Here is an 18255-nt window from a genome sequence, read left to right as displayed (position 1 = left end):
ATTATTAGTATAGTAAGGAGAATGAAAAATGGCTGAAAGAAAAAAATTTATTTATGGATTATTTGTTGGTATGGCTATTATTCTTGTAATAAATGTAATATATTTTGGATCATCAAAATTAATGCACGAAGTGGAAGATAATAAAGGTGTTCAAGTCGTAAAGGAAGGATACGATAATCCAGAAGAAAAAATAGATGATATACTTAAGCTAGTAGATGATAGATATTATCTAGAGGATTATAATAAAGATGATCTATATAACAGTGCTTATGAAGGTTTATATGGAGGTTTATTGGAAGGTTTGGATGATCCATATACTGTATATTACACTAAAAAGCAATACGATTCTTTCATGGAAAGTACATCAGGAAGTTATGAAGGTATTGGCGCAGTTGTTACCTATATTGAGGAGACAAAAGAGTTAATGATAGTATCTCCATTCATAGGTTCACCAGCAGAAAAAGCAGGATTACTTCCTGGTGATATAGTAAGAAAAGTTGATGATCAAGATATAGAAGGTCTTACTATGGAAGAAGTAGTTGCCAACATGATTAGAGGAAAAAAAGGTACAAAAGTAACTTTAAGCATTTATAGAGAGTCTGATGAATCTAATAAGGACTTGGTAATAAAAAGAGATGTTATCACTATGTCGACTGTCTCACATGAGATGTTAGAAGATGAAATAGGTTATATGCGTATCACTGGATTTGAAGAAGTAACCTACGATCAATTCAAAGAAGCACTTTATGATTTGGAAGCAAAGGAAGAAAAAGGACTAATTATTGATCTTAGAAATAATCCTGGAGGACTTTTGAATATTGTAATCGATATGGCTGACGAACTTCTACCACAAGGATTGATTGTTTATACAGAAGATAAAAATGGTTATAGAGAGCAAGCTTCTTCTGATGAAGAACATAAATTCACAAAACCTATAGTTGTATTGGCTAATGAAAATAGTGCTAGTGCATCTGAAATTTTAACAGGTGCCATAAAGGATAGTGGTATTGGTACAGTTGTAGGGACGACTACTTTTGGTAAAGGGTTAGTTCAAAGGGTATTTCCATTAGAAGATGGTTCAGCGGTAAAAGTTACTATTTCAAAATATTTTACTCCTAGTGGTAACTATATTCATGGTAAGGGAATTGAACCAGATGTGCAAATTGAATTACCAGAAGAACTCAAAAAAGAATTAGTAATTAAACGAGAGGAAGATACACAATTTGCAAAAGCTGTAGAAGTTATGAAAGATAAAATTGCTGAAGAACAGATGGCTAATAGTAATTAATAATAAAAAAGAAACTAGTTAAATGGTTAATGATGTTAAATAGGGGAGCATATATGAATCCATTGTTAGAAATAATCCATATTACACTACTATCTATTTCAAGAGCATTGTTTAATTTTTCATTTATATTTGTAATATGGATTCTATATCTTTTAATTAAAAAATATAAAAGTGTTAATATATATAACTTTGATAATTCTAAAACAGTTATAAGTTCCCTTGTAGAGTCCATCCTACAAGGGATAATCATTGGGATAATTGGTAGTCTGATAATTGCTATTATTGGGCTTCCAATTAATTTGACATATTATTTAATATTCCTTCTTCCACTTGCTCTTTTATTATCCCTTATGAATATTAGATATTTATGCTTTTCATATGCTGCTTCTGTTATGGGCGTTCTATCATTGTTATTTAGAGGCCAAACAATATTTGGATTAACCTTACCTGATATAAATATTAATATAAGTGGATTATTAGCATTAGTCGGTATATTACATCTAATGGAAGCTATATTGATTTATTTTGTTGGTGCTGATGATCCTATACCCATTGTTACAAAAAAGGATGGAAAAATTGTTGTAGGACATCTTATGCAGAAATATTGGCCATTGCCTATAGCAATGCTTGTATTATCAAGTGGAGGAGCATCAAGTTCTGAGATTGTTCAGATGCCCCAGTGGTGGCCATTGCTGAAAGACATTCCTACTGATATTAGTACATATTTCTATGGATTAATGCCTTTTGTTGGAGCTTTAGGGTATAGTAGTATAACATATTGTGAGGAACCTAAGAAAAGAAGTAGAAAAACAGCGTTAAGATTGATGGTATACAGTGTGTTATTGATTATATTATCTATCTTTTCAGCAGGTAATATTTTTCTACAGATATTAGGGACTATCCTTATGGCAGGTATCCATGAGGGTATGATTCTGTATGAACAATATATTGAAAGCAAAAGAGAGCCTATATATACAGTACCTGATAAAGGGGTAAGGGTTATGGGAGTTACTAGAGATGGTGCTGCAGATCAAATGGGTATTGGGGTTGGAGATGTAATAGCTAAAATCAATGGGATAAATGTGTTGAATACACGGCAGTATAGGGCAATATTAAAAAATAGTTTTACTTTTATATGGGTAGAAGTCATACATCTTGATGGAAGTATAGATACTTATGAATTTAAGGCTTATCCGGATGGTATTACTGATTTGCAGGTAAGACTGATTCCGGAGAATCCAAGGATTATTTATAAGCATCAAAGTGTGCAAAAGATAGGGTTATTCCATATAATTAGGAATCGGTTTAGGAAATAAAGTGTTCTATGTATTTTTAGATAATACATGATTTAGAAGATAGGATTGACTACGGTAGTATGTTAGAACCATATATATTGATAATCACTTTCGTTACAGTTGTTGCTAATTATTTGTTTGAGATGTAGCAACAACCTGTAAAAGTCGTTCATATCAATATATATGGTTCATTATATATGTTACCACTCTTAGGTAAGTTAAAAACAATAACTAATGGATGGTGGCATAAAAGGGTTTATATAATATATTTTTATTGATTAATCATGTTAATAAAGTATTGATGCATTCTTAGGTCGTCTGTAAGTTCAGGGTGAAATGATGTTACTAGTATGTTATCTTGTTTGGCGGCTACTATTTTTTCGTTGACTTTAGAAAGTATTTCAACATTTTTTTCTATATTATTTATATATGGGGCTCTAATAAATACCATGGGGAAGGAATCGTTTGGGATTCCTTTAATTTTTTGGTTCGCAATAAAACTGGATAGTTGTCTTCCATAAGCATTTTTGACAACTTCTATATCCATTAAAGGTATATATGTTTTATTGGTACCATGTATTTTTTTGGCTAGTAAAATCATGCCGGCACAGGTTCCCCATGTTGGGAGTCCATTTTTGATTACATCATATACTTTGCTTTTAATATGAAATTCATCTAATAATTTCCCTATTGAGGTACTTTCACCACCTGGGATTATTAGACCATCAATGTCATCAAAATCCTTGTTATATCTAATTTCTTTTGTTTCAATCTTCAATTTTTCTAATTTAGTTATATGTTCAATATAAGCACCTTGTAATGCTAATACACCAATTTTCATATTACCAGCCTCTACTTGCAAGCTTTTCTTTTTCTTCTAAGGATTCAACAGCAATTCCGCTCATTGGTTTACCCAAGTCTTCTGACAATTTTGCGAGCATAGTTGGGTCATTATAGTAGGTTACTGCTTTGACAATGGCATCTGCTCTTTTCTCAGGGTTACCTGATTTGAATATTCCAGAACCTACAAATACACCATCACATCCTAATTGCATCATTAATGCTGCATCGGCAGGTGTTGCAATACCTCCTGCTGCAAAGTTTACTACTGGAAGATGACCGTGTTCATGGATGTATTTTACCAAGTCGTAAGGAGCTCCCATCTCTTTTGCAGTATTCATTAGCTCTTCAGTATTCATTGAAGCTATTTTTCTGATTTCTGACATCATTGTACGCATATGTTTTACTGCTTCAATGACATCTCCGGTACCTGCCTCTCCTTTAGTTCTTATCATTGAAGCACCTTCTCCAATTCTTCTTAAAGCTTCACCAAGGTTTCTTGCACCACAAACAAAAGGTGATTTGAAATTTTGTTTATCTATATGATAGAGATTATCTGCTGGTGTTAGCACTTCACTTTCATCAATATAATCTATTTCTAATGCCTCAAGGATTTGTGCCTCTACAAAATGACCTATTCTTACTTTAGCCATAACAGGTATGGATACAGCTTTTTGTATACCTTTTATCATTTGAGGGTCTGACATTCTTGCTATACCACCATCACGGCGTATATCTGCTGGTACTCTCTCTAAAGCCATAACGGCACATGCTCCTGCTTTTTCAGCAATAATAGCTTGTGCAGGATTCGTTACATCCATGATAACTCCACCTTTTAGCATTTGAGCAAGATTTTTATTTAATTCATATCTTTCATTCATGTTATATCCTCCAATTAATTTCTATTTGACATCACTGAATAAAACTAGCTTTTTCTACTAGCATATTCAAAGCAGTATTTGAGTAATTCATCTTTGTTCCCGATTATATTGAGTTATTCATAAACATTGCAATGAATTATGTATAATAACAATATAGTATAATACTGTATGTTTTGAAAGGAACAGTTTTAAGTTTTTTCAAGTGGTCAGTTTGGTGTTGATAACTATATATCTATCTGTAGATATAGTTAGATAAAGCTGTTATATATTTATATGTCTCTGAAGCTATATTAAGTGAAGAGTACGTATGTATTTAAAGAAATATTATGATAATCTTAAAAAACTTAATAATAATCAAAAAACCCCCAAATATATTTACATTTTATTATATAAGCTATATACTTGCATAAATAAATAAACGAAGGAGAAAATCAAATGAAAAAAGTGAAATTACTATTAGCAAGTTTGCTAATCATCACATCAATGACAACATTAAGTTTTTCTAGTAATGCTTATAATATTAATGACAGAACTGATAGCATAGCAAGTAGTTCAGCTAGATCAGGAAGTAACTATAAGATGTTGTTTTTGTATCTAAACAGTGGAACGAGTTTAAGTTCTGAATTAATGGACTATGATAATGTCAATACATATGTTATTTCTCCTGATGGAGGATATCATGTTACATATGATTGGAATATGAGTAAGCATTATTATGATTATATTGATTACATTGGCTATGTGAAAAAATATGTAGACTACATTGTGTCACATAGCCAAACAAAGAATAATAAAATTTTTATTGCTACACCAAGCTCATTTGTTAATGGTAAGCAGCAATCACCTAATTCACCTAATATTAAAGCTTTTTTCGCAGATTTAAAAGCTAATTTCAGTGATGAGGTATGGAATAATAATATAGAGGGTATATATGTATACGATGAAGAATACACTGATAATGGGAAATATCATAAAAATGTAGGAGACATTATGCATAGTAATAGTGATTATAGAAATAAGAAACTATTATGGTGTCCATATTATGGTGTATATGGAGAAATAAGTCATGTCTTAAGAGCTTATCCTAATCTTTTTGATATAATATTAATTCAACCAAATTACTATTTTGGAGGAAAGGATGTTTTAGGTAAGATTAAAGGTTGGATTGAAACCCAAAAAGTTAATGGTGTTAGTTCAAGAAATACAGTTTTAGGTGTACAGCTTGAGATAGATATAGCATATACATGGCGTGATGATAGAGTTACATCTTATGGAACAACTGCTGAATATTGTAAAAATGCATATAATAAATATTTTAGTACATTTGAATCCGTAAAAACATTGTATCCAATGAGCCATTTTGGTGATTCATGGAAGCCTAACTTAACAAATAGAACAATAATTAATAAGATAAATGAATTTTATGCGTATTAATATGCATTGATATTATGAATGAACATTATTTTTTTATTAACCTCTTAGAGTATAATTTACTTTAGGAGGTATTTTTTTAGTATACTAACACGTTGTAATAATGGATAAAATTTGCACAAACATATGTTTGCTTTTTTTTATTAATATGATATAATGGTTAAGACTAAAATAATGCATTGTTTATATACATACATATTATGATTTTGACAATTGGTATAAAATGGATATCATTTTTATTTAGTTCATAATATTAATTTGATAAGATTGAATTAATTGCCTATTAATGATTGGAGATTAATTTAATGTGCAAAAATGAAACAGAGGTGATAATATGGCAAATTTCGAAATACATTCTAAATTTGATCCTACAGGAGATCAACCACAGGCTATCGAAAAACTAGCTCATGGATTTCAAAAAGGTAATAAATTTGAAACTTTAATGGGAGTCACAGGTTCAGGAAAAACATTCACTATGGCACATATTATAAAAGAATTAAAAAAGCCTACATTGATTATGGCTCATAATAAAACATTAGCAGCTCAACTATATAGTGAATTTAAAGAGTTTTTCCCAAATAATGCTGTTGAATACTTTGTAAGTTATTATGATTATTATCAACCAGAAGCATATGTCCCTCACACAGATACTTTTATAGAAAAAGACTCATCAATAAATGAAGAAATAGATAAATTAAGACACTCAGCTACAGCATCACTAGCAGAGAGAGACGATGTTATTATTGTAGCAAGTGTGTCATGTATATATGGACTTGGTAGTCCTATAGATTATAAAAATATGGTGCTATCCTTAAGACCTGGAATGGTAAAGGATAGAGATGAAATATTAAAAAAATTAGTAGATATTCAATATATGAGAAATGATATGAACTTTGTTAGGGGTACGTTTAGAGTTAGAGGAGATGTTATTGAAATATTTCCTGCTGCTTCTTCTGACAGAGCAATAAGAGTTGAATTATTTGGAGATGAGATAGATAGGATAACAGAGATTAATGTAATTACTGGTGAAGTATTAGGTTATATAGAACATACTGCTATATTTCCTGCATCTCACTATGTAATAGAAACTGATAAAATAGAAACGGCAATTAATTCTATAGAGATAGAAAAGACGGAAGTAGTAAAGTCTTATAGAGAAAAGGACAAACTATTAGAAGCTCAAAGAATTGCACAGAGAACTAATTATGATGTGGAAATGATTAGAGAAACAGGATTCTGTTCAGGGATAGAGAATTACTCAAGACATTTAACAGGGTTACCACCAGGGGCTCCACCACATACGCTTTTTGATTATTTTCCAGATGATTTTTTACTTATTATAGATGAATCACATATGACAGTTCCTCAAGTAAGAGGTATGTATGCAGGAGACCAGTCAAGAAAATCAACTTTGGTTGAGTATGGATTTAGACTGCCTTCAGCAAAAGATAATAGACCTCTTAACTTTCAAGAATTTGAAAATAAGTTAAATCAAGTATTATTTGTTTCAGCAACACCTGGACCATATGAATATGATCATAAGCAATTGATGGCAGAACAAATCATTAGACCAACAGGCTTATTGGATCCGAAAATAGAAGTTAAACCAGTAAAAGGACAAATTGATGACTTAATATCTAATGTTCAAAGAGAAATAGAGAAGAAAAATAAAATACTAATAACGACTTTAACAAAAAGGATGGCAGAGGACTTAACGGATTATATGAAAGAATCAGGGATTAGAGTTAGATATTTACACTCTGACATAGATACTCTTGAGAGAATAGAAATAGTACGTGATCTTAGAATGGATGTTTTTGATGTTATTATTGGAATTAATTTACTTAGAGAGGGCTTAGACATACCTGAAATTACTCTAGTAGCTATACTTGATGCAGATAAAGAAGGTTTTCTTCGTTCTGAAACTGCACTTGTACAAACAGTAGGTCGTGCGGCTAGAAATGTTGAAGGTAAGGTTATTATGTATGCAGATATTATAACAAAGAGTATGAATAGGGCTATTTCTGAGACTAATAGAAGAAGGGACATTCAGGAAAAATATAATCAAGAACATAATATAACTCCTAAGACAATAAATAAACCTGTAAGAGATATTATTCGTATAACTCAGGTTGCAGAATCAGATGCAACTTACGAATTAAACAAAGATCCAGAATCTATGAGCAAAGAAGAATTAGAAGTTAAAATTCTAAAATGTTCAAAAGATATGAAGCAGGCGGCTATGGACTTACAATTTGAAACAGCTGCCAGGCTTAGAGATGAGCTATATGAATTAAAGAAACAATTGAATACACTGAATTAGATTCATATAATATTTAATTCAATTACTATAGATTACAATCAAGAATAGATTTATCATAAATTTATAAGAGGTGGCGTATGGGAAAAGATGTAATCACCATAAAAGGTGCAAGAGAACATAATTTGAAAAATGTTGATTTAACTATTCCAAGAGATAAATTTGTTGTGTTTACTGGACTTAGTGGTTCAGGAAAATCTTCTTTAGCATTTGATACAATATATGCTGAGGGGCAAAGAAGATATGTAGAATCTTTATCTGCTTATGCAAGACAGTTTTTAGGTCAAATGGAAAAACCAGATGTTGATAACATAGAAGGCTTATCACCAGCTATATCCATAGATCAGAAAACTACAAGTAGAAATCCAAGGTCTACAGTAGGTACAGTTACAGAGATATATGATTACTTAAGGTTACTATATGCAAGAGTTGGGATACCTCATTGTCCAAAATGTGGGAAAGAAATTAATAGGCAAACAGTAGACCAAATGGTAGATGTAATAATGAGATTACCAGATAGAACTAAGATAATGATAATGGCTCCTGTAGTTAGAGGAAGAAAAGGTCAACATATCAAACTTCTTGAACAAGCTAAGAAAAGTGGTTATGTAAGAGCCAAAATAGATGATAACATGTATGAATTATCAGAAGAAATATTACTAGATAAAAATAAAAAGCATACAATAGAAATAGTAATTGATCGATTAATAGTAAGAGAGGGAATCGAAAAAAGACTGACTGACTCTATTGAAACAGTCTTAAAATTGACTGGTGGATTATTAGTTGTTGATGTTATAGATGGACAACCATTGTTATTCAGCCAGAATTTTTCATGTCCTGATTGTAATATTAGTATTGATGAAATCGAACCAAGACTATTTTCATTTAATAATCCATTTGGTGCTTGTCCAGACTGTCATGGTCTAGGTTTTAAGATGAAATTTGACCCAGAATTAATTATTCCTAATCCAAAACTAAGTATAGTCAAGGGAGCTATTGTTGCTCCTGGTTGGGCTTCTGCTTCTAATGAAGAAAGTTATGTAAGAAGAATGTTTGAGGCATTAGGGAAAAAATATAAATTTAAGATTACTACACCATATGAAAAATATCCTGAGGAAGTAAAAGATATTATTATGTATGGTACTAAAGGTGAAAAATTTATTGTTAAGTACAAATCAGATAAAGGTATGGGACAATATGAAACTATATTCGAAGGACTAGTTCAGAGTTTACAACGTAGATACAAAGAAACTACATCAGATTATATGAAGCAAGAATATGAATCATTTATGACTAATACTCCATGTAATGTATGTAATGGAGCTAGGTTGAATCCTATAGCATTGGCGGTTACTCTTGGAGGAAAGAATATATCTCAGGTTACGGAAATGTATATAAGAGATATTAAAGATTTTTTTGATAATATAGAATTAACTGACAGACAATTCATGATAGGTGAACAGATACTAAAAGAAGTTAATGCTAGAATAGGATTTTTAGTAAATGTAGGTCTTGATTACTTATCGCTATCTCGTTCAGCTGGTACGCTATCTGGTGGAGAAGCACAGAGAATTAGGTTAGCTACTCAGATTGGTTCTGGACTAGTAGGGGTTGTATATATTCTAGATGAACCAAGTATAGGATTACATCAAAGAGATAATGAAAAGTTATTGCATACATTAAAAAGGCTTAAAAATCTAGGAAATACTTTGATTGTAGTTGAGCACGATGAAGAAACTATGTTTGAAGCAGATTATATAGTAGATATTGGTCCGAGAGCAGGAGAACATGGTGGAGAAATTGTTGCAGAAGGAACAGCAGAAGAAATCATGAATGTTGAGGATTCAATAACTGGAGCTTATCTAAGTGGAAGAAAAAAAGTAGAAGTACCTATGGTAAGACGAGAAACAAATGGAAAATGGATTAATATAAAAGGCGCCTCACAGAATAACTTGAAAAATATTAACATAGATATTCCTCTTGGAATTTTTACATGTGTAACAGGAGTTTCAGGATCTGGTAAAAGTTCTTTTGTCAATGAAATATTATATAAGAGGTTAGCTAGAGATTTAAACAGATCAAAGATCAAACCCGGCAAACATAAAAACATGCTAGGTCTAGAATATCTTGATAAGGTAATAGCCATAGATCAATCACCTATAGGGAGAACACCTAGGTCTAACCCTGCTACTTATACAGGAGTGTTTGACCATATTAGAGATATATTTGCAAGTACAGCGGAAGCTAAGATGAGAGGGTATCAAAAAGGAAGATTCAGTTTTAATGTAAAAGGTGGTCGTTGTGAAGCCTGTAAAGGCGATGGTATAATTAAGATAGAGATGCATTTTTTACCAGATGTTTATGTGCCATGTGAAGTATGTCATGGTAAAAGATATAATAGGGAAACATTAGAAGTTAAATACAAAGGTAAAAATATATCAGATGTATTAGATATGACCGTTGAAGAAGCTCTCACTTTCTTTGAAAACATACCTAGAATCAAGAAAAAACTTCAAACACTTTATGATGTTGGATTATCATATGTTAGGTTAGGACAACCATCTACAACATTATCAGGAGGAGAAGCACAAAGAGTTAAATTAGCTACAGAATTAAGTAAGAGAAGTACAGGTAAGACAATGTATATACTTGATGAACCCACAACAGGGCTACATTTTGAAGATGTCAATAAATTAATAGCAATTTTACAACGTTTAGTCGATGCTGGAAATTCAGTTCTTGTAATTGAGCATAATCTAGATGTTATTAAAACTGCAGACTATATCATAGATTTGGGACCAGAAGGTGGCGACAAAGGTGGTCTGGTTATAGCAAAAGGAACACCTGAAAAAGTTGTGAAATGTAAAAAATCTTATACTGGTAAGTTTCTTAAAAAAGTTTTGAATAAGTAGTTTTATTTATACCGCTAATAATATATAAATTTTTATGATTAATATATTATTAGCGGCTTTTTAATTTTATCTAAATAAAATTAAGCTATTTATATTAGGTTTATGATTATATCTAGTTATTAAACTTAAAAAATTAAGCTAATCAAGTTAAAATAAAAAGTTTAATTATGCTAAATCATATAAGCTGTTAATTATAAAAATAATTATTTCACAATATTTAATAAAAAAAAGTTAAAATATTATATTCTTAAGTAAAAAAGACAAAGTAAAAAAAATAAATAGAACTACTTATATATGGAAGGAATTTACTTAAGATATTACGTTTTTTTATTGAAAAACTCTATTTTCATGGTATAATGAAAGTGCTATAAAAAACAATAGTAGAATATAGTTTCTTTACTTTTAAATCTATTTTTGTTATAATAACTTCGATGTGTTTTTGTCGAATTTGATAAAATATTAACAAAAAATAAAGACTATATTTGGAGCGGTTTTATGAAATTATACTATGATTTTCATATTCATACAGCTCTTTCACCTTGCGGCGAAGATAGTATGACACCTAATAATATTGTGAATATGTCGTTGATCAATGAATTAGATGCCATAGCTATTACTGACCATAATACTGCAGAAAATGTCGAAGCAGTAATGAAAGTGGCTAAGGAGAAAGATATTATCATTGTTCCAGGCATTGAAATCGAAACAAAAGAAGAAATACATGTAGTTGGATTGTTTTTGGACATTCAGAGTGTATACAATGTTCAAAGCATAATATATAGTAAATTACCTTGTATTAAGAACAAATCTACTGTTTTTGGACATGAATATGTTTTGGATGAAAATGATGATGTTATTAAGGAGCTTGACAAACTTCTGTTGACATCTGTAGCAATGTCTTTGAATGAAGTAATAGACATGATACATGATAATAATGGGATAGCGATACCTGCTCACATTGATAGACCTAGTTATAGTATATTATCTAACCTAGGATTCATACCAGACGATTTGAATACTTCTATACTAGAGATTTCTAGATTTTCTGACTTAGATGTTTATAAACAAAAATACAAAGACTTTCAAATTATACAATCATCAGATGCTCATGAACTTGGGTATATTGGAATTAAAAAAAATTCATTAGAGGTAAAAGACAAAAATATAGAATCAATATTCAAGGCACTAAAAGAAAATGAATGAATCAGAAAACATTTGAACTAGTTTAAGTGAATTGTTAATAATAATTAACATTATTAATACGACTATAAGACTTATAAATATCCATTATTGATTTTGTTAAGTTAATGATTCCGGTTCAATTTATATATATATATTAACATGTGTGTTGGATTGATATGTTTTCTAATGTTATTAATTAAACACATTATTGCATATTTAAACATGAGAATTTTAATAGACTTTTCATTTTAAGTTTATTGTGCATATTACTTTATTTAAGAAGGTTAAATACATACAATGCTTCGTTATATTAATAAAAAATAACTTCAATATTTGTAAAACTTGTAGAAAAAACAAGATAAATATGATTTAACCCCAAATAATGGTAACAATGTAGCTTTTCGTGTTAAATATATAACTTTGGTTTATAATTAATAAATTACTATAATTTGTTAATCATTTACATTATATAATAAGGAGGTAAGCAAATGGCAGCTAATTCAGCATTAACAGATGAAAAGTTCCAAGAATTGGAGCAGTATATTGATGCAATGCCAACTACAAAAGGAGAACTAATACGTGTTTTACATAAAGCACAAGATATTTTCGGATATTTACCAGAAGAAGTTCAAAAATTTGTAGGAAAAAAATTAAAAATCTCAACAGCAAAAGTATTTGGAGTAGTTACTTTTTACTCTTACTTCACAATGACACCAAAGGGTGAATTTAACATTTCAATATGTATGGGTACAGCTTGTTATGTTAGAGGTTCTGAAGATGTATTAAATGAACTAAAAAAAGAATTGAAAATTGAAGTTGGTGAAACAACACCTAATGGTAAATTTTCACTAACATCACTCCGTTGTGTAGGGGCTTGTGGACTTGCTCCAGTTGTTATGGTTGAAGATAAAGTCTATGGTCGTGTAACACCAGATATGATCAAGGATATTCTTGCAGAATACAAATAATTGTATTTTAAAAAGGAGGAAAAAAAATGGCAAAGATTAAATCTTTTGATGAACTTAAAAAGATCAAAGAAAAAGTTCAATCAAACGTAGAGTTAAGAGAAAAAGGCGAAAATATTGATAATTTAATACAAATAAAAGTTGCTATGGCTACATGTGGTATTGCATCTGGTGCTAGAGAAGTAATGAATTATTTCATTGATGAATTAGCAAAAGAAGGTATTAATAATGTAGTTGTGACACAAACAGGTTGTATGGGATATTGTTATGCTGAGCCAACAATTGAACTAACTATGCCAAATAGTGAACCAGTTGTATACGGTGATGTAACAATAGAAAAAGCAAAAGAAGTTATTGAAAAACATATTAAAAAAGGCGAGTTAATTGATGGAATAATTCCTGTAACTCATAAAACTATCGAATAAAAAAAGTTAGGAGGCTCAAAAGATGTCTAACTATAAAATGCATATATTAGTTTGCGGAGGTACTGGATGTAAATCTGCAGATTCTGATAGAATAGTTGATAATCTAAAGGAACAACTTAAAATCAACAATATGGACAACGAGGTTAAAATATTAAAAACTGGTTGTTTTGGTTTCTGTGAAAAAGGTCCAGTTGTAAAGATATTACCAGATAATACATTTTATGTTCAAGTACAACCAGAAGATGCTGAAGAGATCGTAAAAGAGCATATTGTAAAAGGTAGAAAAGTAGGAAGATTATTATTTGAAGATCCTGAAACACAAGAAAAAGTTAGCGATTCTAAGAATATGGATTTCTACAAAAAACAAATGCGTATTGCACTTAGAAACTGTGGATTCATAGATCCAAGTAACATTGAGGAATATATTGCACGTGATGGATATCATGCTTTAGGTAGGGTATTAACAGAAATGACTCCTAACGAGGTTATAGAAGTTGTTAAAGAGTCAGGACTTAGAGGCCGTGGAGGCGGAGGATTCCCAACAGGATTAAAATGGCAATTTGCTAGTAAATATGAAGCAGATCAAAAATATGTAGTATGTAATGCTGATGAGGGAGACCCAGGTGCATTTATGGACCGTTCAATATTAGAGGGAGATCCACATAGTATTGTAGAAGCTATGTCAATTTGTGGTTATTCAATTGGAGCAACTAAAGGTAAAGTATATATTCGTGCAGAATATCCATTAGCAATCAAGCGTTTACAAAAAGCTATTGATGATGCTAGAGAAGCAGGATTATTAGGTACTGATATAATGGGTACTGGATTTGAATTTGATATCGAACTTACATATGGGGCGGGAGCATTCGTATGTGGTGAAGAGACAGCACTTATACATTCTATGGAAGGTTTACGTGGAGAACCTACTACTAAACCACCATTCCCAGCTGAATCAGGATACTGGGGAAAACCAACAAATGTTAATAATGTAGAAACATTTGCTAACATACCAGTTATCATATTAAAAGGTGCTGGATGGTTTAATAAGATTGGTACAGAAAAATCAAAAGGAACAAAAGTTTTTGCTTTAGCAGGTAAAATTAATAACGTTGGACTTATTGAAGTTCCTATGGGAACAACTCTAAGAGAAGTTATTTATGATATTGGTGGAGGAATCAAGAACGGTAAGAAATTCAAAGCTGTTCAAACAGGTGGACCATCAGGTGGATGTTTAACTGAAAAAGACTTAGATACACCAATTGATTTTGATAACTTAATTGCCAAAGGTTCAATGATGGGATCAGGTGGTATGATTGTTATGGACGAAGATAACTGTATGCCAGCAGTAGCCAAATTCTATCTTGAATTTACAGAAGAAGAATCTTGTGGTAAATGTACGCCTTGTCGTATAGGTACTAAGCGTTTATCTGAATTATTAGAGTTAGTAACTTCAGGAAAAGGTACAATGGACCATCTAGATGAGCTTAAGAGATTAAGTCGTGTAATTAAAGACACAGCTCTTTGTGGATTGGGTCAGACAGCACCTAACCCAGTATTATCTACATTAGATATATTCTGGGATGAATATGTAGCTCATGTTAAAGATAAAACATGTCCTGCAGGAAATTGTAAGAACCTATTGAAATATTACATTCAAGAAGATAAATGTATTGGTTGTACAGCGTGTTCAAGAGTCTGTCCAGTTGGTGCTATTTCAGGTTCAGTTAAAAAACCACATAGTATTGACCAAGATAAATGTATCAAATGTGGTGCTTGTATGGATAAATGTAAATTCGGAGCAATTATTAAGAAATAAATAAAAGTGAATACTTTATAATCTAGAAAAGGAGTGTAACCTAATGTCAGAGGTAATAAAAATTACTATTGATGGTAAAGAAGTACAGGTACCAAAAGGTAGTACTATATTAGATGCTGCTAAAAAATTAGGCATTGATATTCCAACATTATGTCATTTAGACTTGCATGATACAAAAATGGTTAATAAAACTGCTTCATGTCGTATATGTGTAGTAGAAGTTGAAGGTAGAAGAAATCTAGCACCATCATGTGCTACACCAGCGGTTGATGGAATGGTTGTTAGAACAAATACAATAAGAGTATTAGACGCTAGAAAAACAGTATTAGAACTATTATTATCTGATCATCCAAAAGATTGTTTAACTTGTGCTAAATCTGGTAGTTGTGATTTACAAGACTTAGCAGAAAAATTTGGAGTAAGAGAAGTAAGAGTAACTGGAAAATCTCAATCAACATATAAACAAGACTATTCACCTGCAATTATTAGGGATATGGATAAATGTATTATGTGTAGAAGATGTGAAACAATGTGTAATGAGGTTCAAACTGTTGGTGCATTATCTGGAATAAATAGAGGATTTGACGCAGTTGTATCTCCAGCTTTTGAATCACCATTATCAGAAACAGTATGTACACACTGTGGTCAATGTGTTGCTGTATGTCCAGTTGGTGCTTTAACTGAAAATGATCATACATGGAAAGTTGTAGAAGCATTAGCTGATCCAGATAAATTTGTTGTAGTTCAAACAGCTCCAGCTGTAAGAGTTGCAATTGGTGAAGAATTCGGTAAAGAGCCTGGTTCAATTGTTACAGGTCAGATGGTAACTGCATTAAGATCTTTAGGTTTTAATCGTGTATTCGATACAGATTTTGCAGCAGACTTAACAATTATGGAAGAAGGAACTGAATTATTAGGAAGACTTAATAGATTCCTAGCAGGAGATAAAGATGTTCCATTACCAATTTTAACATCTTGTTGTCCAGCATGGGTTAACTTTATTGAAAGTCAATTCCCAGAATTAATTGATATTCCATCATCTGCAAAATCACCACAACAAATGTTTGGTGCGATTGCCAAATCATTCCTTGCAGAAAAGATGAATGTACCTAGAGAAAAAATGGTTGTAGTATCAGTTATGCCTTGTTTAGCTAAGAAATATGAAGCTGCTAGAGATGAATTTAAAGTTGATGGTAATCCAGATGTAGATATATCTATTTCAACAAGAGAGCTAGCTCATTTGATTAAGAGAGCTAATCTTAACTTATTAGATTTAGAAGAATCTGAATTTGATAATCCTTTAGGAGAATCAACTGGTGCAGCTGTTATCTTTGGTTCAACTGGTGGTGTTATTGAAGCTGCAACAAGAACAGCTTATGAAATTCATACTGGTAAAACATTAGAGAAAGTTGATTTTGAAGCATTAAGAGGATTTGATGGCGTAAGAGTAGCGTCTGTTCAAATGGATGATTTTACACTTAATATTGGTATTGCTCATGGACTTGGAAATGCTAGAAAATTATTAGAAGAAATTGAAAGTGGTAATCCAAGAAACTTACACGCTATTGAAATTATGGCATGTCCAGGTGGATGTATCGGTGGTGGAGGTCAACCTTATCATCACGGTAACTCAGATATTCTTAAGAAGCGTATGGCTGCTATTTATGAAGTAGACAAAAACAAGCCTATAAGAAAATCTCATGAAAATCCATCAATAACTGCATTATATGAACAATATCTTGGAGAGCCAATGAGTGAATTATCCCATAAATTACTTCATACTCATTACTCTGTAAAAGATAAAGTTTGATATTAAGCGAATTGATATAAAAGATATAATGGTTTCTGTATTCTTATTACAGAAGCCTTTTTTTTACCTATAGAAGAATACGTATTTAAAGGATGAATATAATAATTAGAATCTAGGGATAATAGAGTTGAATCAAGGAGATATATTTTCTCCTTAATATCAATTATATTAGAAAAATTGTCAGATAATTACTTGTTGACATAAAATATTACTGTTGATAAGTATCCACATTTTTTAGATAAAAATTGATACGATATTAGGTTATTCACAGAGTTATACACATTATCCACAGATATTATGGTATTTATGAGATAAAAAGAGATAATTATCCACATGAAAAAACATAAATCTCTTTTATTTAGCAGAAAATTACGAATAGGAATAAATATAAATTTATATCAATTAAAAGGATTTATTGATTGAATATCGAATATAATAATATAGACTATTATATTTAAAAGTCTATGATATTTCGGAAGGAGTTGGTAGTATGCGCTACATCATAAGTGGAAAAAATATAGAAATAACCAAAGCATTAAGGGAAGCAACTATCGATAAGTTGGGTAAAATGGATAAATATTTTAATCCAGATAACGAAGCTCAGATAACAATGAGTGTTCAAAAATTAAGGCATATAATTGAGGTGACGATTCCGATTAAAGGCAGTATCATTAGAGCAGAAGAATCAGCTGAAAACATGTATACTGCTATAGATAAAGTGGTTGATGTATTAGAAAGACAGCTTCTAAAACATAAAAACAAGTTAATATCAAGGCAACATAGTGTTGGAACTTTTAAAAACGACTTTGTTAACGAAACTAAGGAAGAAGACCTAGATGATAAAAAAATTGAGATAGTTAGAACTAAACGCTTTGCAATGAAACCTATGGATATTGAAGAAGCATGTTTACAAATGGATTTATTAGGCCATGACTTTTTTGTATTCATGAACAGTGATACAGAAGAAGTTAATGTTGTTTATAAAAGAAAAAATGGTACTTATGGATTAATTGAGCCAACATTTTAAATAAAACTGGAACCCTGAAAGGGTTCCTTTTTTTGTGCTATTTATTAAATTGGTGATTGTACA

At 31.0% G+C, this 18255-nt stretch carries 13 protein-coding genes; 11 read left to right on the top strand and 2 right to left on the bottom strand.

Translation table 11 applies throughout. From position 1 onward, the window contains the following. Positions 1 to 28: 28 nt before the first annotated feature. The gene (locus tag ACX6CF_RS23060) at positions 29 to 1288 is read left to right on the top strand and encodes a S41 family peptidase (protein WP_458787733.1); all 1260 of its coding nucleotides are present in this window, start codon (positions 29 to 31) and stop codon (positions 1286 to 1288) included. A gap of 53 nt (positions 1289 to 1341) precedes the next feature. Continuing rightward, positions 1342 to 2604, top strand: coding sequence for a PDZ domain-containing protein (locus tag ACX6CF_RS23055; RefSeq protein ID WP_458787732.1), 1263 nt, complete (start codon positions 1342 to 1344; stop codon positions 2602 to 2604). Positions 2605 to 2854: 250 nt separating this feature from the next. Here ACX6CF_RS23055 and pdxT read toward each other — a convergent pair whose 3' ends face one another. Then, positions 2855 to 3424 (bottom strand): pyridoxal 5'-phosphate synthase glutaminase subunit PdxT, encoded by a 570-nt coding sequence (pdxT, locus tag ACX6CF_RS23050; RefSeq protein WP_458787731.1) that lies wholly within the window; start codon positions 3422 to 3424, stop codon positions 2855 to 2857. A 1-nt stretch (position 3425) separates the two neighbouring features. Further along, complete coding sequence (gene pdxS, locus ACX6CF_RS23045; protein WP_458787730.1) at positions 3426 to 4304, bottom strand: pyridoxal 5'-phosphate synthase lyase subunit PdxS; 879 nt, start codon at positions 4302 to 4304, stop codon at positions 3426 to 3428. Between the two features lie 435 nt (positions 4305 to 4739). Here pdxS and ACX6CF_RS23040 point away from each other — a divergent pair, with 435 nt between their 5' ends. From ACX6CF_RS23040 to hpf, 9 genes are all read left to right on the top strand, one after another. Then, a complete protein-coding gene (locus ACX6CF_RS23040; RefSeq protein ID WP_458787729.1) occupies positions 4740 to 5738 on the top strand; it encodes a hypothetical protein in 999 nt (332 codons plus the stop codon). 331 nt (positions 5739 to 6069) lie between these two features. After that, a complete protein-coding gene (gene uvrB, locus ACX6CF_RS23035; protein ID WP_458787728.1) occupies positions 6070 to 8058 on the top strand; it encodes an excinuclease ABC subunit UvrB in 1989 nt (662 codons plus the stop codon). Between the two features lie 77 nt (positions 8059 to 8135). Further along, entirely contained in the window at positions 8136 to 10967 is a 2832-nt protein-coding gene (gene uvrA, locus ACX6CF_RS23030) for an excinuclease ABC subunit UvrA (RefSeq protein WP_458787727.1), read from the top strand. Positions 10968 to 11462: 495 nt separating this feature from the next. After that, entirely contained in the window at positions 11463 to 12170 is a 708-nt protein-coding gene (locus tag ACX6CF_RS23025; protein WP_458787726.1) for a PHP domain-containing protein, read from the top strand. Positions 12171 to 12637: 467 nt separating this feature from the next. After that, positions 12638 to 13117 (top strand): NADH-quinone oxidoreductase subunit NuoE family protein, encoded by a 480-nt coding sequence (locus tag ACX6CF_RS23020; RefSeq protein WP_458787725.1) that lies wholly within the window; start codon positions 12638 to 12640, stop codon positions 13115 to 13117. A gap of 26 nt (positions 13118 to 13143) precedes the next feature. Then, on the top strand, positions 13144 to 13539 hold the full coding sequence (locus ACX6CF_RS23015; protein WP_458787724.1) for a (2Fe-2S) ferredoxin domain-containing protein: 396 nt from the start codon (positions 13144 to 13146) through the stop codon (positions 13537 to 13539). Between the two features lie 22 nt (positions 13540 to 13561). After that, positions 13562 to 15355, top strand: coding sequence for an NADH-ubiquinone oxidoreductase-F iron-sulfur binding region domain-containing protein (locus tag ACX6CF_RS23010; protein WP_458787723.1), 1794 nt, complete (start codon positions 13562 to 13564; stop codon positions 15353 to 15355). A gap of 43 nt (positions 15356 to 15398) precedes the next feature. After that, positions 15399 to 17165, top strand: a complete 1767-nt coding sequence (locus ACX6CF_RS23005; RefSeq protein ID WP_458787722.1) for an NADH-dependent [FeFe] hydrogenase, group A6 — start codon at positions 15399 to 15401, stop codon at positions 17163 to 17165. Positions 17166 to 17655: 490 nt separating this feature from the next. Continuing rightward, positions 17656 to 18192 carry a ribosome hibernation-promoting factor, HPF/YfiA family gene (gene hpf / locus ACX6CF_RS23000; RefSeq protein ID WP_458787721.1) on the top strand — a complete coding sequence of 179 codons (537 nt, stop codon included), beginning with the start codon at positions 17656 to 17658 and terminating at the stop codon, positions 18190 to 18192. Positions 18193 to 18255: the final 63 nt, after the last annotated feature.

The organism is Vallitalea sediminicola (genome assembly GCF_054408565.1).
Note: the sequence above shows the minus strand (reverse complement) of the source record. Positions and strands in the feature narration are given on the sequence as shown.

Coding starts and splice junctions, on each gene's coding strand:
- ACX6CF_RS23060 (WP_458787733.1), top strand. CDS start 29: ATGGCTGAAAGAAAAAAATTTATTTATGGATTATTTGTTGGTATGGCT.
- ACX6CF_RS23055 (WP_458787732.1), top strand. CDS start 1,342: ATGAATCCATTGTTAGAAATAATCCATATTACACTACTATCTATTTCA.
- pdxT (WP_458787731.1), bottom strand. CDS start 3,424: ATGAAAATTGGTGTATTAGCATTACAAGGTGCTTATATTGAACATATA.
- pdxS (WP_458787730.1), bottom strand. CDS start 4,304: ATGAATGAAAGATATGAATTAAATAAAAATCTTGCTCAAATGCTAAAA.
- ACX6CF_RS23040 (WP_458787729.1), top strand. CDS start 4,740: ATGAAAAAAGTGAAATTACTATTAGCAAGTTTGCTAATCATCACATCA.
- uvrB (WP_458787728.1), top strand. CDS start 6,070: ATGGCAAATTTCGAAATACATTCTAAATTTGATCCTACAGGAGATCAA.
- uvrA (WP_458787727.1), top strand. CDS start 8,136: ATGGGAAAAGATGTAATCACCATAAAAGGTGCAAGAGAACATAATTTG.
- ACX6CF_RS23025 (WP_458787726.1), top strand. CDS start 11,463: ATGAAATTATACTATGATTTTCATATTCATACAGCTCTTTCACCTTGC.
- ACX6CF_RS23020 (WP_458787725.1), top strand. CDS start 12,638: ATGGCAGCTAATTCAGCATTAACAGATGAAAAGTTCCAAGAATTGGAG.
- ACX6CF_RS23015 (WP_458787724.1), top strand. CDS start 13,144: ATGGCAAAGATTAAATCTTTTGATGAACTTAAAAAGATCAAAGAAAAA.
- ACX6CF_RS23010 (WP_458787723.1), top strand. CDS start 13,562: ATGTCTAACTATAAAATGCATATATTAGTTTGCGGAGGTACTGGATGT.
- ACX6CF_RS23005 (WP_458787722.1), top strand. CDS start 15,399: ATGTCAGAGGTAATAAAAATTACTATTGATGGTAAAGAAGTACAGGTA.
- hpf (WP_458787721.1), top strand. CDS start 17,656: ATGCGCTACATCATAAGTGGAAAAAATATAGAAATAACCAAAGCATTA.